Genomic DNA, 25,187 nt, shown 5'->3' with positions numbered 1-25,187 from the left:
CCTCTCCATATATAGAATATTTTCTCGTCTGTCTTTCCGTAAACATTTACAAAATCATGATTTATATGAGCGATATAAGGAGGCACTAATTCTTTAACAGCCTCATCCTTTGTCTGGGTACGAACACCTTTATTAGCAATTCCATAATCATTCAACATCATGGATAATCCCAACATGCTATATTTATAGGGATGTTCCTCGTAATATTTATAAGAAAAGCCTGTATATTTAAGTTTGGCATTATCTAAAAAGACAGTAAATATATTAGATTTCATATTTATTTCAAGCCTTCTTTTAACAAAAATTCCTCTAAACTTTGAGCATGGAGTCTAACTGCTATAATCGTTCCTTCTGAATCTAATAGTATACCATAAGGTATACCATATATTTGATAAGCTTTCGCTAAATCCGAATTGGTGCCATTCACTTCTATAAGCTGTTCCCAAGGCATTTTCAGTTTTTTCAACGCACTTTTCCATGCCGCTTTATTACTATCAAATGAAATTGCCAAGACATTTAATCCCTTATCCTTATACTTTTCATAGACCTCTTTAATATGAGGTATATCTGCCCGACAAGGACTGCACCAAGATGCCCAAAAATCAACAAAAAGCAAACGTGATTTTCCAACATATTCGGATATAGATCTTTGTATTCCAAGTGTATCTTGTAATACGAAATCAAAATACTGAGAATTAGCAGTTTCTTCTTGTTTCTTCGTAAATGCAGCCTGTTTATCCAAAAGTTCCTTAAACTTCTTGATATCAGCCTGTGTTACCAAAGAATTATTTTTTTGTAAGGCTTCTAGTTGTTCATGGAGTTTAACCAGGTTTTCAAGTGGCCAAATCGCTGATTTATTATCTGCAATAAATCTTCGCCCCACTAAATTCAATCTGTTTTCTATCGTTGCATTATATATGAATTTCTGATAATCGTCGTGCGCTTTATCTCTTTCAACGTCTATCGTATCACTTTTTATCATTAAGTCATACCATACTCCACAAAGCCGTGTTACTTCACTATTCAATGAATTGCGCAAATCATTAAGAGGTGTTCCGGATGCAACAAAAGCAGTGTCCATATATACACGAATATCTCCCTCTTCCAGAACAACTTCTACTGATTTTATGTATGGATATTTCCCAATAGTAACAATGGCGAACTCGTCAACATTAGCTTTACCCTTAAAAGAGAATTTACCTTTTTGAACTTTTGCAGAGTCAATAGAAGTGATCAAAGTATCTCCTTGAAATTGGAACAATTTGACATATTTTCCATTATAGTCATTATTTAAGATTCCGTTTATATGGTATTTTCCTTGTGAGCATACCAAGATAAAAGGGAAAAGAAGCATCGTTAAAATTATTATTCTTTTCATTCGTTTCCTCCCTCCTCTTTACGAGTGCGAAACATGTAAAATGGGGTTCTATATTCTCCCGCTGTTGTAAATACAGCTTCACGCACTGTATCAGCAGTAGTAACCCATTCTATTTCATTCCAATGGTCAAACATATATTTTGCAGTAATAACTTTATCGTCCAAAATAAATATATATTTAGTAGTATCAACAACATTTTCAGAGTTATCTGCATAACATTTCACCGAAAATACGGCAAACAGCAATATGACAAAAATTGTTTTCATTTTATACATGCAATTGTGTTTTATAAAGCCGTATCTTTCTTTTCTAAAAGAAAGACGGCTCTAATTTAAATGAGAATATGCAAAATGCTACTACATTAAGAGCAGAAGCACGATACAACTTTTTTTGTCATAAAATCCTTTTGGGGTGTACAAGTTTGAGAGATCAACGTTGATGTCCCATATGAAGTTCCATATTTAGGAGGACACACTCCATTACATGTATATAGACTCTCCTCACACTTTTTTTTAGCACTTGGATCGAATTGTCCACCTACCACAAACTTCATTTCCTGTTCACTCATTTCACTGAAATTGTTCAGCTTTAATTTTCCTATTTTTTTCATGGGTTCATAAATTAATGAATAATAATTTTTCTATATCAGCAAATATAAGTCTTAAAACCAGACATCCAGCACATGCAAACTACAAATATGCAATTCGGTCAGTTTTTAGATACTATTCGGTTACAACCCATTCCACTTCCGGCAACTTGTAAACGAATCTCCATTTACCTTTCAGCGTATTTCTACATCTTCTTGAAACTTTGAATTCATGATCAGTAATCAGCCGTATCCAATACTCTTCTTTCCTTTTCTGCCATACAGTCAAATAATCAACATTTACAATAGTTGATTGATTGCAAATACAAAAGTTACCAGGAAGAATATCAATCATTTGTTTAATAGAAAATTGCAACAAATGGCTCTTTACTTTCTCTTTAGTAACAATAACAAGATATGGTCTATCCGTATAGACACAAGCAATATCCTCAAATCTAATCATTTGCATATAGGAATATCGTATAACCATTATCCCATCAGAGTTAGATTGTAGTTCTCTAAATATTTCCATAAAATTACATTTATTTTATCGTGTACATACTCCATGTTTTAAGAAGGCTAAGAGCGTATAAATAACTTTTATCCATTAAGCCTAATTGCTCTCTAATATTATAGGCCAAAACCGTAAATCCATCTGCAATTCCCAATATAGAATATATAAACTCCCTCTCTTTTTGCCAAAGATAAAATGTCGTCATATCAGATAAAAACTCGTCTACCGGGTTACTTTCCCAATAGAAGCTAATAAGCTCCATTTCTTCTTCCACATTTTCTGTACAATCCGGAACATGAAGTGAATGAAGATAATCATGGAGAGAAACAAATCGGGAAGATCTGCATAATTGAACATACAGATATAGCGCTACAGACGTACGACCTTCTTCACTGCAATCATCCGCCAATAGACGTATAATGAGTAATGATGTTAAATTAAGGAACGCGCTATATGGAATGCAATATACTTGATATCGGGAAATCTCAAATGCATTTCTCACTACGGCATTAGCAGGATGATGCGCCCACAATTCTTTTCCATAAAAAGTAGGTACTAACTCACAGGACGGATGATTCTCCACAATCTTCTTCAAAGCCTGATGAACAGCCTCCTGCAAGATCGCTCCATGTACGGTATAAGAAGAGAATATCAACCTAATATGTTCTCCCCTCTCATACGACAAGAAAAACATATATTGATGGATGTCAGGATTGGACATCATATAAGTATGTAGCAAAGGTAAAATTCTTCCCCACTCATCCTGAGCATAAAATATGGAAAAGCAATACAAGGTTCTATTACCCTCTCGAATAAATTCTGTGTTCATAACTACTTTAAAAATATAGGATTATCGTAATCAAAGTTCTTATAGGCAATGCCTTGACCAAAGCCATTGGGATTGACAGATAGTCCGCCACACTCATATCTTTCAATTTCCCAAAAGTTTTGTGTTTCTGATAAATATACGAGTATTTCCGATTGCAAATCAACATTATCCACTCTATAGAAAGAAGACAGACAGCCTTCAATATCTTCCCACTGTCCCCCTTCCGGATTTTTGCCACCGATTATTCTATTCTTTTCATCCAGAAAATATTGATTGATATTCTCGTAATGGGACGAGCGGTTGTAGTTACAATAAATATTATCCTTCAAAATGGTTTTAGAATAACTACCGTCTTGATATCGTAGCAATACTTGTGTCTGATACGGATTTATATAAAATAAATACATTTCTATTATATGCCTTCCCATATATTCTTGCGAAACACGCTCTTCATGAGAATGATGAATCGCTTTGCAGAATCGATTTTCTAAAATAAATTCTTGCTCTATTCCGGATTTCCATAACCGGTAATACAATTCAATATCCTCTAAACCGTATCCGGGAAGCGCCTCATTATAGCCATTAACAGACAAGAAATGTTTGCGCCATAAACAAAGACGCCCAATAACATCTCTCTCTGAATACCTTGGAGTATAAAATACTTTTTCATCAGACACACAGAAAAGATTCAATATGTATGCGGCAAATCCTTCACCTAAATAGTTGTCAGCATCCAAATTACAAACAATATCTCCTGTTGACAGGCGGAATGCCATATTCCGGCTATGAGTTCGATGATAGCAAGTAGGGGTGATCGTTTTGTAATAGTTGAATATGCCTGTATCAAACAATTCACCCTGTTGCTTTACCCATCTCTCTAATCCATCTGTTGAATTATAATCCAAAAGATTAAATTCAACCTGCTCAGATAAGAAATTATCGTGAATATTCTGTTGCAATGTCTGTTTAATATGATGAAGGCGATTCATACAAGTAATATTGAAAGAGATTTTATGGGCATATTTCAAAGAATCGACCTCTTTTGGCACATTTCCTTCTATATCAAAAATATTCTTTCTGATACCGAAGCTCCCTCCATTAGCGATAAGTTTGCCGGCAAGAATATTAGATTGGGAAATTTTTGCATTATACTCGTCCATTTCATGCCATGTTTTGAACGATGAATGAGTAAATGCAATTCCTTCTTCTTTAGTATTCCTGATTGCTCTATTATATCTGGAATCTTTCACTTCGATACGTCTGTAACCTTTCGCCATCAATCTATTGATTAAGTCTAAATCTTGATAGCCAGCAGGTGCTAAACTTTCATTATATCCTCCAATGGATAGAAAATCATTCCGCTTAATTGATATACGTCCAAATGAACCGTCAAAACCATCATCAGAACATTGGTGCAAAAACATAGGTCCATCATTCTTTATAAATTGCAAGATAACAAACCAACCACCATTACTTCCTGTATAATTATCACAATCCAGATTTACTAAAATATCATTTTGCGCCAACATATGCGCAGTATTTTTTGCTATAGAAGCATGCCAATAAACCATCTCTTCTGTATAAAAGTACTTTAGATATCCAGACCGTATTTCATGTTTAAAGTTATCAGATATCCATTTACGAAGTTCGTCCGTACTTCCGAAATCTACGAGCACAAATTCTACTATTTCTTGCAATCTGCGATTATCCTCTAGATTTTGAGGAAGAGTCTTTTTAATCTGATAAAATCTATTCTTACAAGTAATGCAGAATGAAATTTTAGGAGTCTGAGAATTATCAATCATAATAGTTTTATAGATGTTTTATTATAAATGCAAAGTAATCAAATCCAACACAGAAAACGGTTTATTCTTTATCATAAAAGGTTTGTTATCTATCATTATAGAGCTATTATCCATCTTTACAGGTTTATATGCTATCATTCTCCACACCCGTACATTTCCAAAATATCAACCGATTCAGAACTCCTCTATTTAATAAATAATGGTATCCAATTTGCAACCTTATTATGGTCTTGGTACGGAGCAGAGCCCCAGTGTGGAATTTTTCCACACCCCATTCCACACTTTCCACACAATTCCACACTGTGCCACACTTCCCCACTCACTTTTCATCATTAATTATCAACCATTTACCTAAAATTCATATCTTCTGGCACGTGCTTTGCAACTATAATTTACGTAAGCGCAAAGCTTCCTAAAGCAAAAAGGAAACCTAAACTTTCAACTATAAAATATATTTAGTATAATTCTAAAAAAGCAAATGATTATGAAAAAGTTAGTATTAGTAGCAGCCCTGTTTATGTTTGTTTGTGGTGGTTCTTTCGTGGCAAACGCTCAGGATCCGGTGAAAACTCAACAGCAACAACCGGCAACGGAAAAAACTGAAGAGCCTAAAGCCACTGAGCCTGCCAAGGAAGAACCCAAAGCAGAAGAACCAAAAGCTGAAGAGCCCAAAGCTGAAGCTCCTGCCAACGGTACTCCTGCAACGGAAACACCTGCACAGCCTGCTGAATAATAGTAAGCACACTGACAACAAAAGCCGTCCCCTACTTGTCTATTCTGGGGGATGGCTTTTGTCGTTTTCAGACACAAGAACATCATCTTATTATAATAACGGATCTAATCAACAAGCACAAAATACCTAAACATAGGTATTGTTCAAAAGGGAAATATAGCGGTACTTTGCAAGTAATAAATTATATTTCGAATTTACTATGGGGTCTTTATAAAAACACACATGAAAACAAAATCATTCATCATACCCTTTTTGCTATTCCAAGCTCTTCTCTTTACAGGAAGCAATCTGCTATATGCCATCCCTGCCCGGCCGGGAGTTATCACCGTAACCCAAAGTGACGGTACCCGCCTCAAAATACGCATTTATGGAGACGAATATTACCATTACACTATATCTGAAGAAGGCTATACGCTGACTTCCGGATCTGATGGAGATTATTATTATGCAACCCTTTCACCCAACGGGCAGTTGACCTCTACCGGTGTCAAAGCACGTCCGATGGGTAAATTAAGCAATTCCGAAAGGCAACAGTTAGGACGAGGATTCACACAAGGACTTCGCCCCCTATCTCCCACAGCCCACAAACAGCAGATGATGCGCAGTGCCCAGAATAAAAGCAACTCTTCCAACACGCGAACAATAAACGGATTCACTCCGCCGGAACGTTTTATAGATAATGGATTTGCTACCACAGGTAAGCAAAAAGGACTTGTATTATTGGCCGAATTTCCGGATGTGCCTTTTACTATAGGTAGCAAAGGACACTTCGAAGATATGCTGAACAGCAAGAATTACAGTGAGAACGGCGCAACAGGCAGTGCATGGCAATACTATTATGACAACAGTAACGGACGTTTCGACCCGGAATTTGTAGTTGTAGGTCCTTATACACTGCCACACGAACGTAGCTACTACACCGCCAATGATGACGAACTTGCCTACGAAATGGTAGTGGACGTCTGCCGGATGGCCTACGCCAACGGCATTGACTTTGGTCCTTATTCCGAAGCAGGCGTCATGCGTGACGTATTCGTCTTTTACTCCGGTGGCGGTGAAGCGGACGGAAGCGATCCTGAAGGTATTTGGCCTCACCGCTACAGCGTAGCATATAAGGGCACTTACACTTTCGGAGGCAACCGGCTCGCTGGTTACGCCTGTGCCGGAGAACTCTCCAAGTACAAAGATGGAAACAACAAATTCACTTCCATCGGCACGTTCTGTCATGAGTTCGGACACGTTCTGGGATGGCCTGATCTTTATGATACGAATTACACCACCAACGGGCAGGCTGCCGGTCCCGGTACCTATTCGCTGATGGCCAGTGGCAGCTACAACAACGACAGTCGTACTCCACCGGCACTGAGCATTCTGGAACGTTGGATGATAGGTTGGGCAGAGCCTGAAGTTCTGAATACCTCAGGAGAATTCCGCCTGGCTCCCGTCCATCAGGATAAAGGTTATCTGATAGGAACCGATACGGACAATGATTATTTCCTGCTGGAATACCGGGGTACGGGCGACAATGTATGGGATATTCCAGATTATTACAGTTATCACGAAAGCCAGGGCACATCGGGGCTTTTAGTCTATCACATAGATTATACCACACCCTCCAAATGGCTGACGTACAATTCGGTAAATACCATAGCAGGCCACGAGTGCATGAAAGTAGTCTGTTCGTATCCCAATGCGACAAATGCTGTGTATTACTCCCGTTACAGCTTCTTTCCCGGCGTATACAAAGTGACCAGCCTTATGTCCGCTAAACAAAAAGATTTCCGCTCCTGGAAAGGGGGGAACACAAAGGTGAATATATTGGAGATCGCCACGGTTGATGACTATATCTTGCTAACTGTGGATGATACTTACTTCGGTATGTCTGACTATCATGTGCAAGCATACCAATACGATGCCCTTGTGACATGGCAAGACAACATCGGAAAGAAATGGACAGTAACCTGGAAACCGACAGGAAGTACAGAGGTTGCAAGTTCGCAAACAACTACATCAACAGAATGTCATATAAACGGTTTGCAACCCGGCAAGCAATACGAAGTCACTATCCTAAATTCCAACGAAATAGAGCATACACTCTCGGTTACTACCCAACGGAAAGGACTCTACTACCCACGCATCGAGCAGTCGATTCCAGTCAACAGTTCGGAGAATCCCATATTGTTCCATCTGGCGGACTGCGAGGATATAAAGGCCGTAAAATGGTATATAGATGGAAAGGAAAGTAAAAACTACATCAGACTCGAAACCGGAGAACATAGTATCCAGGCAGAAATCACCCGTTCGGACGGCAACAAAGAGTATATTATGCAATATATCACTATCCAATAATAGAAATACTTATGAAAACATTCAAATATATCCTGCTACTGATCAGCGTCTCTTTACTATACGCCTGCTCAAAAGATGAAAATGACCTTTACAAAGAAGAACGTAGCAGCCTGCTATCTTCCACGCAAATAGGAATCTACCAGAACGGAAAAGCATTATTGCTCTTCGACAAGCAGGCACATCAATACTATTGCAATCCCTCACAAAAGCTCTTTCGCATACAGGATGCGCAAGGGAAGCAATACACGGCTCTTCAACTGAATGCCCTTCCCTCGGGGCAAGAAAGGACAGACGGGAAAGTGGAAGGAAACATGGGTATCAAGCTCGACGGGATAACACAGTTATATATTCTCCAATCAGACGAACAGTTTGTATGGCTATGGTCGGATGATATATGCATCGGATTCATTTTACCCAACATTGGCCTTTCAGGTTTATAGAAACTGTACTTTTGAAATACCTATATATTGTTATCATTCACGTTATTTAAAGAAAATATACCGACTTTTAGCGATTGCTGATCGTGCACAGATCCAATAACTTTGCAACTCCAAAAAGTGCATAAATCAATGTCGCGTAAAGTCATATACATAATACTAAGTTACCTCTTGTTCTTCACTACCTGGTGTTCCGCACAATCATTTTACAAATTTAGCGGACAAATACTTGACGCCCAGGAGAAAGAGCCCCTTCCTTTCGCCACTATTCGCATGAAATCCGATGAAGGCAAATTCTACGGAAGTACGAGCGACGAGAACGGCAGGTTCAATATCACCCATATAGAGAGCGGACACTACCATATCACAGTCTCCTATATAGGATATGAGAAACAGGAAATATCCATCGACCTGACTAATAACATGTCATTGATATTCTCGTTGAAACCGTCTTCCACTGCATTACGAGAAGTGGTAGTGACAGCTTCTGAGTCAAAAGGAATAACCAGCGCCTCGAAAATAGACCGCACGGCAATGGAACATCTGCAACCTACAAGTTTCTCTGACTTGCTGGCACTATTGCCGGGAGGGAAGACCAGCGATCCCAAGATGAACGGCGCCAAAAACATTACCTTGCGCGAGGTAGGCACCAGCAGTTCCAACTACAATACTTCTTCTTTAGGAACCAAGTTCATCATTGATGGTGCTCCCATCAGTACAGATGCCAATATGCAGCGGTTGCTCACTGACCCCAACACGACGTTTGACGCATATAACGCCGTGAATGCCGGCGTAGACATGCGTAACATTTCCACCGATAACATCGAAAGCGTGGAAATCATCCGCGGTATTCCTTCCGTGGAATACAACGACCTGACCAGTGGTGTAGTCATTATCAAGCAAAAGCAGAAAGCCACCCCGGTGGAGGCACGCATCAAAGCAGATCAATACGGTAAACTGTTTTCCATAGGCAAAGGTGTGGAATGGAAAGATCAAAGAACCGTTCTGTCAGCAGATGCAGGGTTTCTCGACTCGTACAATGATCCGCGGGACCGCCTCAACAATTTCAAGCGCATCAATGCATCCGTACGCCTCAACAAAAAGTGGCTGCTTGGAAATGAACATCGCTTGAACTGGACCGCCGGCATCAGTTATTCAGGTAATATAGATAATGTAAAAACCGACCCGGACATACAAACACAACAAGAAGACAATTACAAATCGAGCTATCACTCCGGCCGATGGAACAGTTCGTTAAATTGGATTGCCCCACAGGACAAAGCATTCAAAGGGGTGACACTGGACCTGTCTGCCAACATGTCGTGGGATAAGATAGAACGAAGTAAGTTCATCCAGTTGGATCGCGACCGCACCGTACCCACCCATATGGAAGAAGGTGAATATGACGCTGAAATACTGCCTTATAAATATACTGCTCACGTAACTGTAGATGGAAGGCCTCTAAATTTATATGCCAAGGTAAAAACAAAGTTCGAGTTACAAACGTGGAACGCTACACACCGAATCCAAGTAGGTGCTTCATGGACTTATGCCAAAAATCTAGGAGACGGGCAAGTGTACGACCTAAGCCGCCCACTTAACCCGGGCAGTTCTTATACACGTCCCCGCAAGTACAGTGACATTCCGGCGAGCGAGCAAATTGCACTATTCGTGGAAGATCAGATAGGTATTCCCATAGGTAAGCATCACCTGGAAGTCCAGGCCGGAATAGGTAGCAGTATGCTGCTGAACCTGAACAGCCGGTATGCCCTCAGCGGCAAGCCTTATTTTGATCCGCGCATTAATGCCCAATGGAGTTTCCCTGCAATAGGCATTGGCAATAACGACTTGAATATAAACGTTTCCGGCGGCTTTGGATGGTTGACCAAAACGCCTACGTTGGTGCAATTGTACCCCAACAAGTTGTATATGGACTTCGTACAACTGAATTATTGGAACGCCAATCCGGACTATAAGCGCATGAATCTGCGTACTTACATCGTAGATCCGGTGAACTATAACCTGAAGGCAGCACGTAACTTTAAATGGGAAGTGCGCTTGGGCATGGAATTTCACAGGAACGATTTCTCCATCACTTATTTTCGCGAACGCATGAGTTCCGGTTTCCGTTCGATGGCGAATTATTCCCCTTATTCTTATAAAAAATACGATGCCAGCGGCATAGACGGTTCAGAACTGACAGGACCTCCCTCACTGGAAGGCATGCCTTACTCAGAGGTAAGCGTACTGAACGGATACTCTTACACCGGAAACGGCAGTCTGACGCTGAAAGAAGGTATCGAGTTCCAGTTCGCCTCGGAACGTTTCAAAAAAATAAATTCTAAACTCACCATTAACGGTGCCTGGCTACGTACCAACTACGAGAACAGTCTGCCCATACAGAAATCTGTGTCGAAAGTTATCGGCAATGTCGCCTTGAGCGATATGTATATAGGTCTTTACGAATCGGACGACCGTTATTCCTACGAACAGTTCAACAGCAACTTCATAGTAGACACCTGGTTGGACAAATTGGGAATAAAACTTTCGGCCACCGTAGAGTGCACTTGGTTCTACAGCAAGCAAACTAAAGAGAGAAGCGGTGTGCCCATCTCGTACATAGATGCCACAGGAACCGTGTCGCCATACACGGATGCGGACAAGACGGATACTTATAAACAGCATCTGACACTGAGCTATAATCAGGAACAGTTCGAAAAGAGTACCGACCCGTTCTACATGTATGTCAATTTCAAGGCAACTAAAGACTTCGGCAAGAATCTGTCAATAGCCCTCTTTGCCGACCGCATTCTGGACTATGTGCCCGATTATACCAAAAAAGGATACCTCATCAGAAGAACAGCAGCCAGCCCTTACTTCGGGATGGAACTTAATATAAAACTTTAATATGATAACAAAGAAAAAGAAAATGAAAATGAAACATTACCTTTACGTAGCCTGCATGTTTATTGCAGCCTTGGCATTCACCGCCTGTAGTGACGATGATGACAACAGTGTAAAACTGGCCAATGTAACATTGCATTTCAACGCACCGTCTGAATTGCAGAGTTATAACCCTACAATCGGTATTCAGGAGCTGACCCTGAAGAATATCAATACCGGAGAAACAACTTCTGTTGTGAAACCCGGCACCCGTGCAACTACATCCAATGCCAGTATCACGGTAAGTGTACCCGAGGGCTTATATACCATCAGTATGGAAGGTTCCCTAAGTTATAAGCTGAATGATGAAATGGTATACACAAAAATGCGCGCCTACCAGGAATCTGTGACCTTCACCGAAGCTACTGGCACATCTCCCCTCGACGTAACCGGTTATGTATATAACTCCAGTGAAGAAGGAGGCAATTTCGTTATCGCCGAAATTTTCTTCACCGGTAGCGTTACTCCGGAAGAGAAACAATATACCGGTGACAAATACTTCCGTATTTACAACAACTCCGGCGACACGCTTTGCGCAGACGGATTGACAATCGCCGAATCAGCCTTCATGACTACAAGTAAATATGACTACACACCTGATATCATGAATGAGGCATTCTCCACAAAAGCCATTTATCGTATCCCGTTAGGCGGAAAGATCATGGTTCCTCCCGGCGAATCTTTGCTGTTATGCGATATAGGCATGGATCACACAGTTGCCAACAGTAACTCATTCGACTTGACAAAGGCTGACTTTGAATGGTACGATGTATCCTCAAATCCAAGTTTTGAAGACACGGACACTGAAGTTCCGAACTTGGAAAAGATATACTGTTATACAGCAACCATCTGGGGACCACATAACCGTGGCTTTACCTCGTTTGCACTGGCACGTTTGGGAGATGACGAAAACAACCAACTCAGTAAGGAGGATTATCTGAAAGACTATGCTTACACCTACGAATATAACATGATTATCGGTGGTAACGTCTATCCTATGAGCGGTGACGCCTACAAGATTCCTAACAAATGGATTCTGGATGCTGTGAATCTCAGTGTGGAAAGCGAATACGTATGGAATGTAACATCTCCTGCACTGGATAGAGGCTGGACGTATTGTGGAAAGGTAAATCAGGACAAGACGCGTTATGGCAAAAGTGTACGCCGCAAGGTACTTTCCGGTAAAACATTGCAGGATACAAACGACTCCAGCGTAGACTTCCTGCCTGAACAGCCTGCCGATCCGTATTACAAGTTTCACGAGTAATCACAATTTCTCACTAACAAGATGATCTTACGATTTATATCTTCATTCATCCTCGTTGTAGCGACCGTATCCTCCTTTGCACAAAAGGGGGACACGGTCTTGATTCAGAAACGGGCTTATGAGCGCTCAGCAGTAAGGCAAAATTTCATAATAACGCCTTATCTGAACCCTGCTCTTAACTATTACCGCTACTCCGACTCATACTCTTCACTTTCCATTTCGGGAGACTGGGACAATGAGAGCCGCGCCCTGAACGCGCAGGAAGGTGACGGCTGGGGTGGATTCAAGGTAGCAGCCGACTCATATGTCCGCATGTCGGATGCCTCACGCATCTGGGGCAACGCTTACTACCACAACGGAGAGCGAAAGAACGTACAGTGGAACGAGAGTGCAGACTACGAGCTCATCTACCCGTACGTAATGGCAGACACCATAGGAGGAGATATAAAATCGGAAACCTACTTCTTCGAAGGCGGATATGCTGCTTCTCACGGACGATGGACATTTGGTGGGGAATTCTCATACCGCGCCCTGCTTGAATACAGGGATGTAGACCCGCGTCCACGTAATTCCATTGCCGATTTGCAGGGAAAAGCTGGTGCTTCTTATCAATTCAATAAACGATATGCCGTGGCTTTGTCCGCTGAAGCCCATAAGTACAAACAAAATGGGGATATCACATATTATAATGAACTGGGAGTATCGAAAACGTTCCATCTCTCCGGCCTGGGAACAAGCTATACGCGTTTCGACGGTACCCGCAATACGGTGAGGTATCAGGGCCATATCTTCGGAGCAGGATTAGATTTGCTGCCAGTAAAAAGTGATGGAGGCTGGACAAGTTCGGTTTCCTACCAGCACGCTTTCTATGAAAAGATTCTGCCTGGCGCAAACGATCTCACGCTGAACGAGCTGGACGAGGATCGCTATCAGGGAGAAATAGCCTGGACTTCTGCCACTACCCGGAATCATAGTTGGGGAATAAAGGCAAATGCTGAATTCCGTGACCGGAAAGGTACAGAAATTCTTTATGGAGATGCTGTGAATAGTATTTATCCGCAGATTGCAACCGCTCAACAATTCGGAAGCGAACGACTCTGGAGTAACTTATCGGCTTTTTACGAGCAGGAGCAGACTAAAGTATGGCGCTGGAGCCTGCAACCAGCCGTAGGTTATCACTACAGGAAAGATACCTATAAAAGTCCTTCTAAAAAGGTGGAATACAGTCTGTTCGATACTTCTTTAGCTTTCACTTCTACCTGGAGATGGAAACAGGATATGCTCTTTGTGCGTATTTGGGGAGCACATCAGGAAAAATTAGATGCAACCCTGGATATCGGACAAGTGACACACCCTTATGCAATGACCATCCTGCAACAGAATTTCGATATGCAAAGTTCTGGAAATACCAGTTATGGAATTTCATTACGCTGGTCCAAAAATGTATTCAAAAACATGCTGACTCACTTAGAAGCGGGTTGGCAACAAGCCAGATATACCAACAGTGAGAAAGGAACCTCCCTTTGGGTAAATGTCGGTTTATCTCTCTAAAAAAATTACTAACTAATTAATAAACATCGCAATGAAAACAAGAGTTCTTTTATTCGCAGCCATTGCTGCAACAACATTCACGTTCGTGGCCTGTGGCAACAAGCAAGCTAAAACTAATGAAACAGCCGCTGTAGAACAGTCCGGCGCTATGGAAATAGACAGCCTGCTCGCCAATGCAGAAACACTAGCTGACCAAGCCGTTACCATAGAAGGTGTATGTACGCACGCCTGCAAGCATGGTGCCACAAAAATATTCCTAATGGGTAGCGACGACACGCAGACGATTCGTGTGGAAGCCGGTGAATTAGGCTCTTTCGACACCAAATGTGTTAACAGCATTGTCCGCGTAAACGGCACGCTGAAAGAACAACGCGTGGACGAAGCCTACCTGCAACAATGGGAAGCCCAACTAAAAGCTGCCAATGCGGAGAAACATGGTGAAAGCGAAGGTGGATGCAGCAGCGAGAAGAAAGCTCGTGGTGAAACCGCCAATACACCGGAAAAACGTATCGCCGACTTCCGCGCCCAGATAGCCAAAAGACAAGCAGAAAGCGGAAAACCTTATTTGTCATTCTATTATCTGGAAGCCACGGATTATGAAATTCAATAAGGCCGGAATCACTTTACGCAAGTGGAGCCGTGTCATTCATCGTGATCTTTCATTTTTCTTTTCCGGAATGGTATTGATTTATGCCATTTCCGGAATTGTCATGAATCACCGGAACACCATTAATCCGAATTATTCAGTGGAAAGGCAGGAATATGCCATTACTGAAATACTTCCGGTGCAGTCTGACTTCAAGAAGGAAGATGTACTGAAATTGCTGGTACCGCTAGGCGAAGAGGGCAATTACACCAAACATTACTTTCCACAGGAAAACCTAATGAAGGTATTTTTGAAAGGTGGGTCCAGTTTAGTGGTAGAGTTATCCACTCGGCATGCTGTTTATGAGAAGCTGACACGACGCCCACTACTGAGCGCGCTCACAAAGCTGCATTACAACCCCGGTAGTTGGTGGACTCATTTTGCCGACTTATTTGCCGCAGGGCTCATTATTATCACCGTCTCCGGTATAATTATGATAAAAGGCCCGAAAGGATTATGGGGACGGGGAGGCATAGAATTAACAGCAGGCATTATTATCCCCCTTCTTTTTCTTTTTTTATAACCATAACAACAAAAATCAATGGAGAACATCATTGAATGTAATAACCTGACGCATTATTATGGCAAACGGTTAATTTACGAGAACCTCAGTTTCACCGTACCCAAAGGACGTATTCTGGGACTGTTAGGAAAAAATGGTACAGGAAAAACCACTACCATCAATATATTGAGTGGTTATCTCAAACCACGTTCCGGCCAATGTGCCATCTTCGGTCAGGATATTCAGACTATGGCCCCCTCTCTCCGCCGAAACATAGGTCTGCTCATCGAAGGACACGTGCAATATCAGTTCATGACTATTCAGCAAATAGAAAAATTCTATTCGGCTTTTTACCCCAAACAATGGAAAAAGGAAGCTTACTACGAATTAATGAACAAACTGAAAGTGGCGCCGAAACAGCGTATTTCGAGAATGTCCTGCGGACAACGCTCGCAGGTAGCTTTAGGACTAATCCTGGCGCAGAATCCGGAACTACTGGTACTGGATGATTTTTCTCTGGGCTTAGACCCGGGATACCGCCGCCTGTTTGTGGACTACCTGCGCGACTATGCCCGTTCCGAAAACAAAACAGTATTCTTGACTTCACACATCATACAGGATATGGAACGTCTTATAGACGACTGCATCATCATGGATTATGGAAAAATACTGATTCAACAGCCCATAAAAGAATTGCTGGACAACGTACGCCGATATACATGCACGGTTCCCGAAGGATATAAATTGCCGGAAACAGACGTTTTCTACCATCCGTCCGTGATACGCAATACGCTGGAAACTTACTCATTCCTGCAACAGCCGGAAGCGGAAACTCATCTGAAATCGATGCAAACACCCTACAGCAACCTCAAATGCGAGACTGTAAATCTGGAAGACGCCTTCATCGGCCTAACTGGAAAATACTAAATTCACCTAAAAAGATATTGAAGATAAAATGAATGCTATATTTTTTAAAGAATGGATCAAGACACGCTGGTACCTGCTGCTTGCCTGCATTGTAACTCTAGGCTTTGCAGGATATTCGATGTTACGCATCAACCGGGTAGTGGAACTGAAAGGAGCTGCCCATGTCTGGGAAGTCATGCTTTCACGTGATGCTGTGTTTGTGAACCTGCTGGAATATGTGCCTCTGCTAGTCGGTATTCTTCTTGCACTAGTGCAGTTCATTCCCGAGATGTACCATAAGTGTCTGAAACTGACCCTGCATTTACCTTATCCGCAACTAAAAATGATTAACCTCATGCTTCTTTACGGTTTGCTGACATTAGTAATATGCTTTGCTACCAATTATATCCTAATGTTTGTGTATCTACAGGGTATACTCGCTCCTGAACTATATTCACGCATACTACTGACAGCTCTTCCGTGGTATATAGCCGGAATATGCGCCTATCTGCTCATTGCCTGGGTATGTCTGGAACCTACCTGGAAACGCAGAGTACTCAACCTCGTGATAAGCGTTCTGCTACTCCGGGTATTCTTCCTTTCATCCGATCCGGAAGCTTACAACGGTTTCCTTCCATGGTTGACGATTTATAGTCTGCTGACAATCAGCTTTTCTTGGCTTTCTGTTCTACGCTTCAAAGCCGGTAAGCAGGATTAAAATGATGTACATATATTAATAAAGAAAGAAAAATGAAACGTTTTAGTATAATATTCCTCTGTATTACACTAGTGTTGCTGCTCCTGTGGCAGTTACCCTGGTGTTACACCTTTTTTGCAGCTAAACCTTCACGCACGCCTTTTTCCATGTACAGTTGCGTTATAGGTGATTTCTTGTCTATGGGGTATGAAGAAAGCGTCGGACTGATACGCCGGGATCAGTCGGGCAATAATTACACTCAAGAGCAGACAGACAGCATTCTGCCCTTATTCTACGTGCGCCAGTTAATGGCCGATGAACGCTTTCCAGACAGTCTAATGGGGGTTCCCGTAAGTCCGCGTCAAGTACAAATCACGAACTTTAACTTCCGTGTTTCTGCTGCGGATATCAACGCCCCTTCCGTTCCCCTCTACCCTTTACTGGAAAGTATGTCAGGAAGAGTAGACCTGAAGATGCCGGATGACGTATTCCGCATCCCCCCCCATGGAATTGAATTTATCGTAATGGAAAATAACACTATAGATCAGGAGAAAAGCAAAGTCTTCACGGAAGTTTTAAAGAAAAAAGAGTTTCGCTTTCCGGCACAGTATGTAGCAGGTAATCCTAGCACCCGCAAAGAGTATGATGAAGGGTACCTGATACTGGATGCCGAAGGAAAACTGTTTCATATGAAGCAAACCCAAGGACGTCCTTATGTACGTGCTATTCCCCTGCCTGAAGGATTAAACGCCAAATATCTATTTATTACAGAGTTTCAGGACCGCAAGACGTTAGGATATATAACGGACGTGAACAACAACTTCTACGTACTGAAGAATAAAACCTATGAAGTAATAAAGACCGGCCTTCCTTCTTATAATCCGGAAACAGATAATTTTTCCATTTTCGGTAATATGTTTGACTGGACCGTATGCGTCACTACGGATACAGCAGAAGAGTATTATGCACTGGATGCGGATGATTATTCACTCATCAAGTCTGTCAGCTTCCCTACGTCAAGCAATGGAATGTCAGGACTTCGTTTCACATCTTATAAAGATAAATTCGTAAAACCACGTTTTTTTCTGATAAGAGAATAAAGTTATGAATAGAAATGCATCAAAAGGCTAAATAGTCTTTTGACGCATTTCTATTTTATGGTAAGCTCTTTCTTATATCATCTGAAAGCCTTGCCAGAGATTCGTCGGTGGTACAGGTGCCTCCACTTCAATCATTTCTTTAGATACCGGATGCACAAAACTGATATGCCGTGCATGCAGGCAAATACTTCCATCCGGATTGGAACGGGCAAAGCCATACTTCAAATCTCCCTTGATAGGACATCCCATCTTTGCCAACTGGCATCGTATCTGATGATGTCGCCCAGTCTTCAGGTCTACTTCCAGCAGAAAGTAATTATCCGACTTACCTATCAACCGATAGTGCAGGATAGCCTTTTTACTCTTCGGCACTTCCTTATCATAAGCATAACTCTTATTCTGCTTCTCATTGCGCACCAGATAGTTCACCAATTCTCCTTCCGGCTCCTTCGGGGCATTCTTTACGATAGCCCAGTAAGTCTTCCTCACCTCACTGGTTTTGAACATTTCATTGAGGCGGGACAACGCCTTACTGGTCTTGGCAAATACAACAAGACCGCTTACGGGGCGGTCCAGCCGGTGAGTAACACCGATGAAGACATTACCGGGTTTCTGGTATTTCTCCTTCAGATACTGCTTTACGGTTTCCGAAAGCGGCGTATCCCCCGTCTTGTCTCCCTGAACGATCTCGGAAGCGGTCTTGTTGACTATAATGATATGATTGTCCTCGTATACGACAGTCATACGCTTTCTTACATATTCATACCACCATCTACCTGAATCACCTGTCCTGATACATAAGAAGACATATCAGAAGCCAGGAAGGTAGCAATGTTTGCCACGTCTTCGGGAGTACCGCCGCGACGCAAAGGAATCTTCTTTGCCCATTCAGCTCTTACCTCGTCAGACAATGCAGCAGTCATATCGGTCAGGATAAAACCCGGAGCGATAGCGTTGGCACGGATACCGCGAGAACCTAATTCCTGTGCAATAGATTTAGCCAGAGCGATCATACCAGCTTTGGAAGCTGCGTAGTTGGCTTGTCCGGCATTACCGTGAACACCTACTACAGAAGCCATATTGATAATGCTACCAGCTTTCTGGCGCATCATAATCGGAGTACAAGCATGAACGAAATTGAAAGCGGATTTCAAGTTAACGTTGATAACCATATCCCATTGTTGCTCGCTCATACGCATCATCAGACCGTCACGGGTGATACCTGCATTGTTTACCAAAATATCGATGCGGCCAAAGTCTGCATGAATAGCTTCTACCACCTTGGCAGTATCTTCAAAATTAGCAGCATTTGAAGCATAACCTTTAGCTTTCACGCCCATTGCTTCAATTTCTTTTGCCGTATTCTCTGCATTTTCATCAATCACCAGGTCAGTGAATGCGATATTTGCTCCTTCAGAAGCGAACTTTAATGCGATAGCCTTACCGATACCGCGTGCAGCACCAGTTACAATGGCTGTTTTTCCATCTAATAATCCCATACTTTTTTAATTATTGATTAAAGTTATTCTTTTCTACGCAGTGCCCCGAACACGATGTTCTCAACGTATTGTCCACGTGTTTCATCCGTCAGTTTAGCACCTATATGCCCACGTATGTAAGGCACTTCAATACCTTTCACACTATAATGCACCAATTCGGCAGTCATGTCGATATCGTCAACCTGAAACACCCCTTTCTCCACGCCTTCACGAAGCACATCCTTGAAAAGCTGTATTTCTTTGGCATCAAAACGTTTGCGCACCTTCTCTACCCGCCATATATCACGGAAAAAGGTAGCACGGAGTGTTCCGTTCCGGTACACTACCTCTTTCACGGCATCCAGGCGGGTATAAATCATTTCGATGATCTTCTGATCGGGCGAGATGTCTTTCTCTACTACCCGCTTCATTATATCCGAAAGGATGTCCAGCTCCGATTCGACAACAGCCATATAGATATCTTCCTTACTTTTAAAATAGGTATAAAGCGTTCTTCTACCTTTTTTAGAAGCAAGAGCGATATCGTTCATTGTGGTATTCTCAACCCCCATCTTCGCAAATAGCTGACGGGCTACATCCACTAATTTAGCTTTTGTCTTCGATACGGCCATATTAATAATTGCACATTGCTTAATAATTTGAGCAAAAGTAAAACATTTCTGCATACCACACAAGAAAACGCACATTTTATTAACATTTGGTCACAGGGAGAGGATAAAAAAAGTATATCTGTTATAACACTACTTATCAATAAGTTAGTCCGTTTATTACATTTTTTAGCAAAAATAATATGGCTTTTATTTGTTTGTTCAATAAAAAGCCGTACCTTTGCACCCGTTAAACATCGCGGAGTGGAGCAGTTGGTAGCTCGTTGGGCTCATAACCCAAAGGTCATTCGTTCGAGTCGGATCTCCGCAACTAAAGGTAAGATAAACAGCTAATAGTCAAATGATTATTAGCTGTTTCCGATTTTATACCGGGACAAAACCGGGACACATCGCGAAACGCCCTAATTGGCAGATTATTAACACTACATTCTTCGTAATCGAAAGAATGTAAAAAAAATGTTTGCGTCAAAATCAGAAAACAGCTCTATTAAAGAAATAATAGGGTATTCCTACCCAAAACTCTACACCGGGAAGGAATGGTACATCGGCTTTAATGCTTTCGATCCGGCAAGTGGAAATATGCGCCGCAAAAAAATCAAGTTGAATCACATCGAAAAGATTACAGAGCGAAGAAAATTTGCTTCTGGATTAATTTATCGCCTTAGTAAGCAACTGGAAAACGGTTGGAATCCTTGGATCGAAGCGGAAAATTCTAAAGCCTACCACAAATTCAATGATGTTTGCGAACGGTATAAGAACTATCTACAAAAACTTTTTAGCGATGGAAATTTAAGAGAGAAAACATTATACGGTTATCTTTCCATGTTACGTATGTTTATAGCCTGGAATAAGGCAAGAAAAGTGCCTATAACATATATATATCAATTCGACATGATGTTAGTCAGCGAATTTTTAGACTATATTTATTTAGATCGTAATAATTCAATCACTACCAGAAACAATTATCTGACCTGGTTAAGCACATTTGACGGATACTTGGTGCAGCACTCCTACACAAAGGTTAAAGCAACAGAGGGGATAACAAGCATTAAAAAGAACGGCTATAAAAAGGAGCGCGAAGGCATCGAAGATAGGGACATGATACGTTTACGCGAATATTTAGAAAAGGAAAACAAACATTTCTTACTAGCCAGCTATATATTACATTATGCCTTAATCCGACCTAAAGAAATGTCCTGGTTAAAATTATCTGATTTCAATCTGGCAAAACAGACTATTTATATTTCTGGTACCATAGCAAAAAATAAAAAAAGTGCAGTTGTAACCTTGCCTGCCAAAGTGATTCATTTAATGATAGACTTAGGCATATTCAATTCACCAAACCATTATTATTTATTCAGTGATAATTTTTGCCCTGGCGAAGAAAGGAGAAGTGAAAAAGCCTTCCGGGATTTCTGGGATAGAAAAGTAAGGAAAGTACTAAAATTCCCAAAGACTTACAAGTTTTATTCTTTAAAGGATTCCGGCATAACTGCAATGCTTCGGAATTGCGACACTTTAACAGTAAGGGATCAAGCCCGACACAGTTCTATATTAATGACAAACAAGTATACACCACAAGATATCCAAAATGCAAACGAATTACTATTAAATTATGAAGGGAAGTTTTAGCAGGGCAGGCCACAAAGATATTTTCGATGTGGCCTACCCGCTATTTTCAAACATTCAGATCAAACCTTACGGTTTCTTCCCCACTAATTAAACTACGAGTTTTTTCTATATTATTCTCGTAAATATGCACATTACCCAGATTGAGGGTAATAGACTTCAATGGCAACTCTATCTGGCGCGACATTAGGTATAAATGATAAATATCCGCCGGTAAGCCTAGATTAGCATCAGAACTACGCTGATAGGCAGAAATCACGAGTTCACTTTCATCTATCTGGAACTGTACAAGACTTAGGCATGGTGCCTGATTGCTTTCAACACCAGTAGCCCCCAGATGTAACACATAATTCTTACTGTTCCGTTTCTCCCGGTTGATCTTGGCTATAAGTGGCGGAAGCTTTTCAAAGTATGACGGGTAACTGTTTACAAGGATAGCACCGCAATAATCCCACCAGTTAATCCCAGCTTCCCGATACTTCTCTACGCATCGCTCCCCCTGCATAAATAGTTGTAGTTCATTTTTCAGTTTCTTTCTGGCAATGCTATGCCCTTCAAAAATATCCAGCAGATCTGCCGGTGTTAATACTAGCTGTTCATTTAAAAGACACCTGATATTCCCTTTCTTATTATCCTGCATCTTCCCTAGTACGAGAATCTTTTCCAAGATCATGTAGTATTTGTTCATAGTCCCTAACTTTTGGTTTTAATAATGACACAAAAGTAACCTAGCCGAATTAGTTTATCATCATATAAGATACTGTTTATACTGCAAGCATTTTGCAGTCACTCTTAAACAGTTTTACTATCATATAAACCTTACGTTCGCTTATACCATATTTCACCGATAAAAAAGATACTATATAAGTCATTTTTTCGCCAGCCTTATACATATCCTCATACTCACTATATAGGTTAATATATTTATAATCGCCCAGCTTCAATCCCAATAGATCTAAACGTCTTATAAGCTCTTTATTAAAAGAAAGCACATCAAATACTGTCATAAAACCAAATAATATATATCTTTGCAATGCCAATCTCAATAAACATATAAAAAACGGTAACACTGCGGAAGAAGGTTTTTAGCCCTCGACCGGCGGTGTTACCGTTGTATGTATGTATGAGATTGGCGTCTATACTATATCATGGTCGGGGGCTTCTTTTTAAACCTATCCCCCTAAAGGTTATTAATCAGCTAGCAACTTACTCGCAAATAATTTACATTCTCTTCTGTAAAGCTGCAAATTATTATATTCAGCTAGATGTTCATCGTTCCCGTCCCCCTGATTCAGCAAAATAGCTTCGACTTTAGCTTGGGGAAATTCTAGGCGTACAAGCCCGGAAACAAATTCGTCGTATGTTGCCGACTTAGCTTCGATCAAAGTTCCCCCGTCTTCTTCTGGCCCTGTATAAGCGTATGCAATCTGCGGTTCTGGGGCTTTATCACCTTCAAAAGTTTCAGGCACAAAGTTTTCTAAAACTTCCTCATTCAAATAAACAATATAATGGCTATCATCATATTTACTAAATGATCTCTTAGAATAATAAATTTCTCTTTTCATATCACGTAAATTTATAAAACTTCTTTTTCTGTTTATTGGTAAACTCCTTTATGACGGTAGGCGAAGGCAGATCTTTCTTTGAAAAGTCTGTTTCGGCCTGATCGATCATTACTTTAGAGCCAGAAAAAGAATAATATTCCGACCCCCAAATATAAATCGGATCTTCTTCCCCTTCTTGATGCTCCACATGATCGATCACATTATAACGAATAGCTATCCGTTGTTTTGGTGAACCGTCTTCATTTTTTTCGATAATAGAATCATCGATTTTGTAATCCAGTAATCGGATCAATTTTTTTTCTTCATCCTCATCTTTCAAACAAACGATTTCTTCTATTAACTTCTTTTGTTCTACGGCCATGCCCTCGAAAGGTGCTTTCTTCCGCCGATTTGTAATAACTTTGCCTAATCTCTTTTCCATATCAATATCTAATTTTTTAAGTAAGTTCCTTGTATCCGCGTGCATTGCGAAACCAATGCGCGAAGCACATTTTAACTGTATATCACGCTTAGAATATCCTTTCTTCTTTAATTTTGCGACCTGCCGGCAAAGGGACTGTTTGTTTCTCTTCCTTAATCGCAAATGATCGTGAAAAAAGACATATCCGCAAACATCAATTCCGCCAGCATATACCGGCCTTACATTCCATCCATTTACAGTAAGTAAACAATCACGTGTCAAGTACATTATAGCAAGTTCCGATATAATACGCAAAAACACTTTATCCTGGTGCATTATTATAATATTATCAGCAAACCTAGCATAATGTTTCAAACCTTGTTTGGCGAATCGGTCAAACTGGCTATTCAAAAACTGTACTCCCCTAGATAATTCAGCCGCTTGTTCCCCTGTCCGACAAGTTAATAGCTTATCCGTTACATATCGGTCACGCCAATAACTCATTTTATCAGTATCTTCTGCTATCCCGAAACACTTTATAGCCTTCCAGTCAAAGGCAGACAAATACATATTGGCGTTAAGCTGTGATATCTTAATACCAAGCGGCAAACCTTGCAAGAAGCTATCAATAATTTCAAATAAGAAACTAAGTAATTTCGGATCCTTGATCTTACGTTCCAGTTTTTCTTTCATTAACGGATGGTATATGTGTAAGAAATAGTGGTGCATATCAAGTTGTACAAAATAATAAGTCTCCTTTTGCGGTGCATAATAAAGATCCTTTTTTTCAATCTTCACAAAATAATGCGTTCCTTTACCCGGCACGCAGGAACAAGATTTCCAATATAAAGAACTTATCATATAAGGTTCATATTGGAGTGATGCAGCCCACTGAATAACGTGATCCGCAGGTTTCAATTTACTTATTTTTCGTGGTTTGGGATTATCAATGAATTTATATTCATACGGGGATGTCTGCCATGTACCGGCATCATACGCACGAAGCAAACTAAGAAGATTATCTCCCAGATCTTTTTCAAATACTTGAATATCTTTACGGCTATGTTTCTGATCTGCATAGCCATTGAAGGCATCTTCAAAGTTTTTCTTCGTTGCGATATGCTTAGAAAAGTAACCTTTTCTTCTCATTTTCGGTGTCTTAAGTCGGTGTTACATCGGTTTTGTCTGCTTTTTTACTTATCACGCGTTCGGCTCGTACAATTTACGATCTACCAGCATCTTT

Annotated in this window: 25 protein-coding genes, 1 tRNA gene and 1 pseudogene; 13 read left to right on the top strand and 14 right to left on the bottom strand. The window is 41.0% G+C overall.

From position 1 onward, the window contains the following. The 7 genes and pseudogenes from BACCELL_RS26710 to BACCELL_RS00920 all read right to left on the bottom strand — a co-directional run. Window positions 1-275: pseudogene (locus tag BACCELL_RS26710) on the bottom strand (hypothetical protein); the annotation flags it as partial. A 2-nt stretch (window positions 276-277) separates the two neighbouring features. Next, window positions 278-1,378: a TlpA disulfide reductase family protein gene (locus BACCELL_RS00945; RefSeq protein WP_007209599.1), complete on the bottom strand. Its 1,101-nt coding sequence runs from the start codon at window positions 1,376-1,378 to the stop codon at window positions 278-280. Continuing rightward, a complete protein-coding gene (locus BACCELL_RS00940; protein WP_007209598.1) occupies window positions 1,375-1,653 on the bottom strand; it encodes a hypothetical protein in 279 nt (92 codons plus the stop codon). Before BACCELL_RS00940 ends, BACCELL_RS00945 begins: the two co-directional genes overlap by 4 nt. A gap of 86 nt (window positions 1,654-1,739) precedes the next feature. Continuing rightward, entirely contained in the window at window positions 1,740-1,988 is a 249-nt protein-coding gene (locus BACCELL_RS00935; protein WP_007209597.1) for a TIGR04149 family rSAM-modified RiPP, read from the bottom strand. 112 nt (window positions 1,989-2,100) lie between these two features. Continuing rightward, the gene (locus BACCELL_RS00930) at window positions 2,101-2,496 is read right to left on the bottom strand and encodes a LytTR family DNA-binding domain-containing protein (protein ID WP_007209596.1); all 396 of its coding nucleotides are present in this window, start codon (window positions 2,494-2,496) and stop codon (window positions 2,101-2,103) included. A 10-nt stretch (window positions 2,497-2,506) separates the two neighbouring features. Continuing rightward, window positions 2,507-3,307 (bottom strand): hypothetical protein, encoded by an 801-nt coding sequence (locus BACCELL_RS00925; protein WP_007209595.1) that lies wholly within the window; start codon window positions 3,305-3,307, stop codon window positions 2,507-2,509. Window positions 3,308-3,309: 2 nt separating this feature from the next. Next, window positions 3,310-5,112, bottom strand: coding sequence for a glycosyltransferase family 2 protein (locus BACCELL_RS00920; protein ID WP_007209594.1), 1,803 nt, complete (start codon window positions 5,110-5,112; stop codon window positions 3,310-3,312). Between the two features lie 484 nt (window positions 5,113-5,596). On the opposite strand from BACCELL_RS00920, the gene BACCELL_RS00915 reads away from it, so the two are divergent. The 11 genes from BACCELL_RS00915 (at window position 5,597) to BACCELL_RS00865 (ending at window position 18,243) form a co-directional block, all read left to right on the top strand. Further along, window positions 5,597-5,845 (top strand): hypothetical protein, encoded by a 249-nt coding sequence (locus BACCELL_RS00915; RefSeq protein WP_007219766.1) that lies wholly within the window; start codon window positions 5,597-5,599, stop codon window positions 5,843-5,845. Window positions 5,846-6,067: 222 nt separating this feature from the next. Continuing rightward, on the top strand, window positions 6,068-8,194 hold the full coding sequence (locus BACCELL_RS00910; RefSeq protein WP_007209590.1) for a M6 family metalloprotease domain-containing protein: 2,127 nt from the start codon (window positions 6,068-6,070) through the stop codon (window positions 8,192-8,194). A gap of 11 nt (window positions 8,195-8,205) precedes the next feature. Then, on the top strand, window positions 8,206-8,634 hold the full coding sequence (locus BACCELL_RS00905; protein ID WP_007209589.1) for a hypothetical protein: 429 nt from the start codon (window positions 8,206-8,208) through the stop codon (window positions 8,632-8,634). Window positions 8,635-8,763: 129 nt separating this feature from the next. Further along, complete coding sequence (locus tag BACCELL_RS00900) at window positions 8,764-11,538, top strand: TonB-dependent receptor (RefSeq protein ID WP_007209588.1); 2,775 nt, start codon at window positions 8,764-8,766, stop codon at window positions 11,536-11,538. 28 nt (window positions 11,539-11,566) lie between these two features. Further along, entirely contained in the window at window positions 11,567-12,841 is a 1,275-nt protein-coding gene (locus BACCELL_RS00895) for a DUF4876 domain-containing protein (protein WP_226810617.1), read from the top strand. A 21-nt stretch (window positions 12,842-12,862) separates the two neighbouring features. After that, window positions 12,863-14,392: a DUF6850 family outer membrane beta-barrel protein gene (locus BACCELL_RS00890; RefSeq protein ID WP_007209586.1), complete on the top strand. Its 1,530-nt coding sequence runs from the start codon at window positions 12,863-12,865 to the stop codon at window positions 14,390-14,392. Between the two features lie 31 nt (window positions 14,393-14,423). Next, complete coding sequence (locus tag BACCELL_RS00885) at window positions 14,424-15,002, top strand: hypothetical protein (protein WP_007209585.1); 579 nt, start codon at window positions 14,424-14,426, stop codon at window positions 15,000-15,002. Next, window positions 14,989-15,561 (top strand): PepSY-associated TM helix domain-containing protein, encoded by a 573-nt coding sequence (locus tag BACCELL_RS00880; protein WP_007209584.1) that lies wholly within the window; start codon window positions 14,989-14,991, stop codon window positions 15,559-15,561. Before BACCELL_RS00885 ends, BACCELL_RS00880 begins: the two co-directional genes overlap by 14 nt. 18 nt (window positions 15,562-15,579) lie before the next feature. After that, window positions 15,580-16,467, top strand: coding sequence for an ABC transporter ATP-binding protein (locus BACCELL_RS00875; RefSeq protein WP_007209583.1), 888 nt, complete (start codon window positions 15,580-15,582; stop codon window positions 16,465-16,467). 28 nt (window positions 16,468-16,495) lie between these two features. After that, window positions 16,496-17,164: a hypothetical protein gene (locus BACCELL_RS00870; RefSeq protein WP_007209582.1), complete on the top strand. Its 669-nt coding sequence runs from the start codon at window positions 16,496-16,498 to the stop codon at window positions 17,162-17,164. 32 nt (window positions 17,165-17,196) lie between these two features. Then, window positions 17,197-18,243 carry a DUF4857 domain-containing protein gene (locus BACCELL_RS00865; RefSeq protein WP_044153131.1) on the top strand — a complete coding sequence of 349 codons (1,047 nt, stop codon included), beginning with the start codon at window positions 17,197-17,199 and terminating at the stop codon, window positions 18,241-18,243. Window positions 18,244-18,315: 72 nt separating this feature from the next. Here the strand turns inward: BACCELL_RS00865 and BACCELL_RS00860 are convergent, their stop codons facing one another. Genes BACCELL_RS00860 through BACCELL_RS00850 form a run of 3 tightly spaced genes read right to left on the bottom strand, consistent with a single transcriptional unit; the run spans window position 18,316 to window position 20,353 of the window. Next, a complete protein-coding gene (locus BACCELL_RS00860; RefSeq protein WP_007209580.1) occupies window positions 18,316-18,987 on the bottom strand; it encodes an RluA family pseudouridine synthase in 672 nt (223 codons plus the stop codon). A gap of 8 nt (window positions 18,988-18,995) precedes the next feature. Beyond that, window positions 18,996-19,742: a 3-oxoacyl-[acyl-carrier-protein] reductase gene (fabG, locus tag BACCELL_RS00855; protein ID WP_007209579.1), complete on the bottom strand. Its 747-nt coding sequence runs from the start codon at window positions 19,740-19,742 to the stop codon at window positions 18,996-18,998. Window positions 19,743-19,765: 23 nt separating this feature from the next. Next, window positions 19,766-20,353 (bottom strand): TetR/AcrR family transcriptional regulator, encoded by a 588-nt coding sequence (locus tag BACCELL_RS00850; protein WP_026367270.1) that lies wholly within the window; start codon window positions 20,351-20,353, stop codon window positions 19,766-19,768. 234 nt (window positions 20,354-20,587) lie between these two features. Between BACCELL_RS00850 and BACCELL_RS00845 the strand changes: the two genes are divergently transcribed. Together BACCELL_RS00845 and BACCELL_RS00840 are read left to right on the top strand one after the other, a co-directional pair. Then, window positions 20,588-20,660, top strand: a tRNA-Met gene (locus BACCELL_RS00845). Between the two features lie 146 nt (window positions 20,661-20,806). After that, window positions 20,807-21,982, top strand: a complete 1,176-nt coding sequence (locus BACCELL_RS00840) for a tyrosine-type recombinase/integrase (RefSeq protein WP_007209577.1) — start codon at window positions 20,807-20,809, stop codon at window positions 21,980-21,982. A 46-nt stretch (window positions 21,983-22,028) separates the two neighbouring features. On the opposite strand, the gene BACCELL_RS00835 is transcribed toward BACCELL_RS00840, so the two are convergent. From BACCELL_RS00835 to BACCELL_RS00820, 4 genes are all read right to left on the bottom strand, one after another. Then, window positions 22,029-22,667, bottom strand: coding sequence for a thymidylate synthase (locus tag BACCELL_RS00835; RefSeq protein WP_007209576.1), 639 nt, complete (start codon window positions 22,665-22,667; stop codon window positions 22,029-22,031). Between the two features lie 76 nt (window positions 22,668-22,743). Further along, complete coding sequence (locus BACCELL_RS00830) at window positions 22,744-22,986, bottom strand: hypothetical protein (protein WP_007209575.1); 243 nt, start codon at window positions 22,984-22,986, stop codon at window positions 22,744-22,746. Window positions 22,987-23,169: 183 nt separating this feature from the next. Further along, on the bottom strand, window positions 23,170-23,544 hold the full coding sequence (locus BACCELL_RS00825; RefSeq protein WP_007209574.1) for a hypothetical protein: 375 nt from the start codon (window positions 23,542-23,544) through the stop codon (window positions 23,170-23,172). Between the two features lies 1 nt (window position 23,545). Further along, window positions 23,546-25,093, bottom strand: a complete 1,548-nt coding sequence (locus BACCELL_RS00820) for an RNA-dependent RNA polymerase family protein (protein WP_007209573.1) — start codon at window positions 25,091-25,093, stop codon at window positions 23,546-23,548. Window positions 25,094-25,187: the final 94 nt, after the last annotated feature.

It is taken from the genome of Bacteroides cellulosilyticus DSM 14838, assembly GCF_000158035.1.
Lineage (GTDB): Bacteria > Bacteroidota > Bacteroidia > Bacteroidales > Bacteroidaceae > Bacteroides > Bacteroides cellulosilyticus.
The sequence above is the reverse complement of the archived record's forward strand: the minus strand, read 5'-3'. Positions and strand labels throughout refer to the sequence as shown.

Bases quoted from the DNA above. Each gene is read 5' to 3' on its own strand.
- BACCELL_RS00945 (WP_007209599.1), bottom strand. From the start codon at position 1,378: ATGAAAAGAATAATAATTTTAACGATGCTTCTTTTCCCTTTTATCTTG.
- BACCELL_RS00940 (WP_007209598.1), bottom strand. From the start codon at position 1,653: ATGTATAAAATGAAAACAATTTTTGTCATATTGCTGTTTGCCGTATTT.
- BACCELL_RS00935 (WP_007209597.1), bottom strand. From the start codon at position 1,988: ATGAAAAAAATAGGAAAATTAAAGCTGAACAATTTCAGTGAAATGAGT.
- BACCELL_RS00930 (WP_007209596.1), bottom strand. From the start codon at position 2,496: ATGGAAATATTTAGAGAACTACAATCTAACTCTGATGGGATAATGGTT.
- BACCELL_RS00925 (WP_007209595.1), bottom strand. From the start codon at position 3,307: ATGAACACAGAATTTATTCGAGAGGGTAATAGAACCTTGTATTGCTTT.
- BACCELL_RS00920 (WP_007209594.1), bottom strand. From the start codon at position 5,112: ATGATTGATAATTCTCAGACTCCTAAAATTTCATTCTGCATTACTTGT.
- BACCELL_RS00915 (WP_007219766.1), top strand. From the start codon at position 5,597: ATGAAAAAGTTAGTATTAGTAGCAGCCCTGTTTATGTTTGTTTGTGGT.
- BACCELL_RS00910 (WP_007209590.1), top strand. From the start codon at position 6,068: ATGAAAACAAAATCATTCATCATACCCTTTTTGCTATTCCAAGCTCTT.
- BACCELL_RS00905 (WP_007209589.1), top strand. From the start codon at position 8,206: ATGAAAACATTCAAATATATCCTGCTACTGATCAGCGTCTCTTTACTA.
- BACCELL_RS00900 (WP_007209588.1), top strand. From the start codon at position 8,764: ATGTCGCGTAAAGTCATATACATAATACTAAGTTACCTCTTGTTCTTC.
- BACCELL_RS00895 (WP_226810617.1), top strand. From the start codon at position 11,567: ATGAAACATTACCTTTACGTAGCCTGCATGTTTATTGCAGCCTTGGCA.
- BACCELL_RS00890 (WP_007209586.1), top strand. From the start codon at position 12,863: ATGATCTTACGATTTATATCTTCATTCATCCTCGTTGTAGCGACCGTA.
- BACCELL_RS00885 (WP_007209585.1), top strand. From the start codon at position 14,424: ATGAAAACAAGAGTTCTTTTATTCGCAGCCATTGCTGCAACAACATTC.
- BACCELL_RS00880 (WP_007209584.1), top strand. From the start codon at position 14,989: ATGAAATTCAATAAGGCCGGAATCACTTTACGCAAGTGGAGCCGTGTC.
- BACCELL_RS00875 (WP_007209583.1), top strand. From the start codon at position 15,580: ATGGAGAACATCATTGAATGTAATAACCTGACGCATTATTATGGCAAA.
- BACCELL_RS00870 (WP_007209582.1), top strand. From the start codon at position 16,496: ATGAATGCTATATTTTTTAAAGAATGGATCAAGACACGCTGGTACCTG.
- BACCELL_RS00865 (WP_044153131.1), top strand. From the start codon at position 17,197: ATGAAACGTTTTAGTATAATATTCCTCTGTATTACACTAGTGTTGCTG.
- BACCELL_RS00860 (WP_007209580.1), bottom strand. From the start codon at position 18,987: ATGACTGTCGTATACGAGGACAATCATATCATTATAGTCAACAAGACC.
- fabG (WP_007209579.1), bottom strand. From the start codon at position 19,742: ATGGGATTATTAGATGGAAAAACAGCCATTGTAACTGGTGCTGCACGC.
- BACCELL_RS00850 (WP_026367270.1), bottom strand. From the start codon at position 20,353: ATGGCCGTATCGAAGACAAAAGCTAAATTAGTGGATGTAGCCCGTCAG.
- BACCELL_RS00840 (WP_007209577.1), top strand. From the start codon at position 20,807: ATGTTTGCGTCAAAATCAGAAAACAGCTCTATTAAAGAAATAATAGGG.
- BACCELL_RS00835 (WP_007209576.1), bottom strand. From the start codon at position 22,667: ATGAACAAATACTACATGATCTTGGAAAAGATTCTCGTACTAGGGAAG.
- BACCELL_RS00830 (WP_007209575.1), bottom strand. From the start codon at position 22,986: ATGACAGTATTTGATGTGCTTTCTTTTAATAAAGAGCTTATAAGACGT.
- BACCELL_RS00825 (WP_007209574.1), bottom strand. From the start codon at position 23,544: ATGAAAAGAGAAATTTATTATTCTAAGAGATCATTTAGTAAATATGAT.
- BACCELL_RS00820 (WP_007209573.1), bottom strand. From the start codon at position 25,093: ATGAGAAGAAAAGGTTACTTTTCTAAGCATATCGCAACGAAGAAAAAC.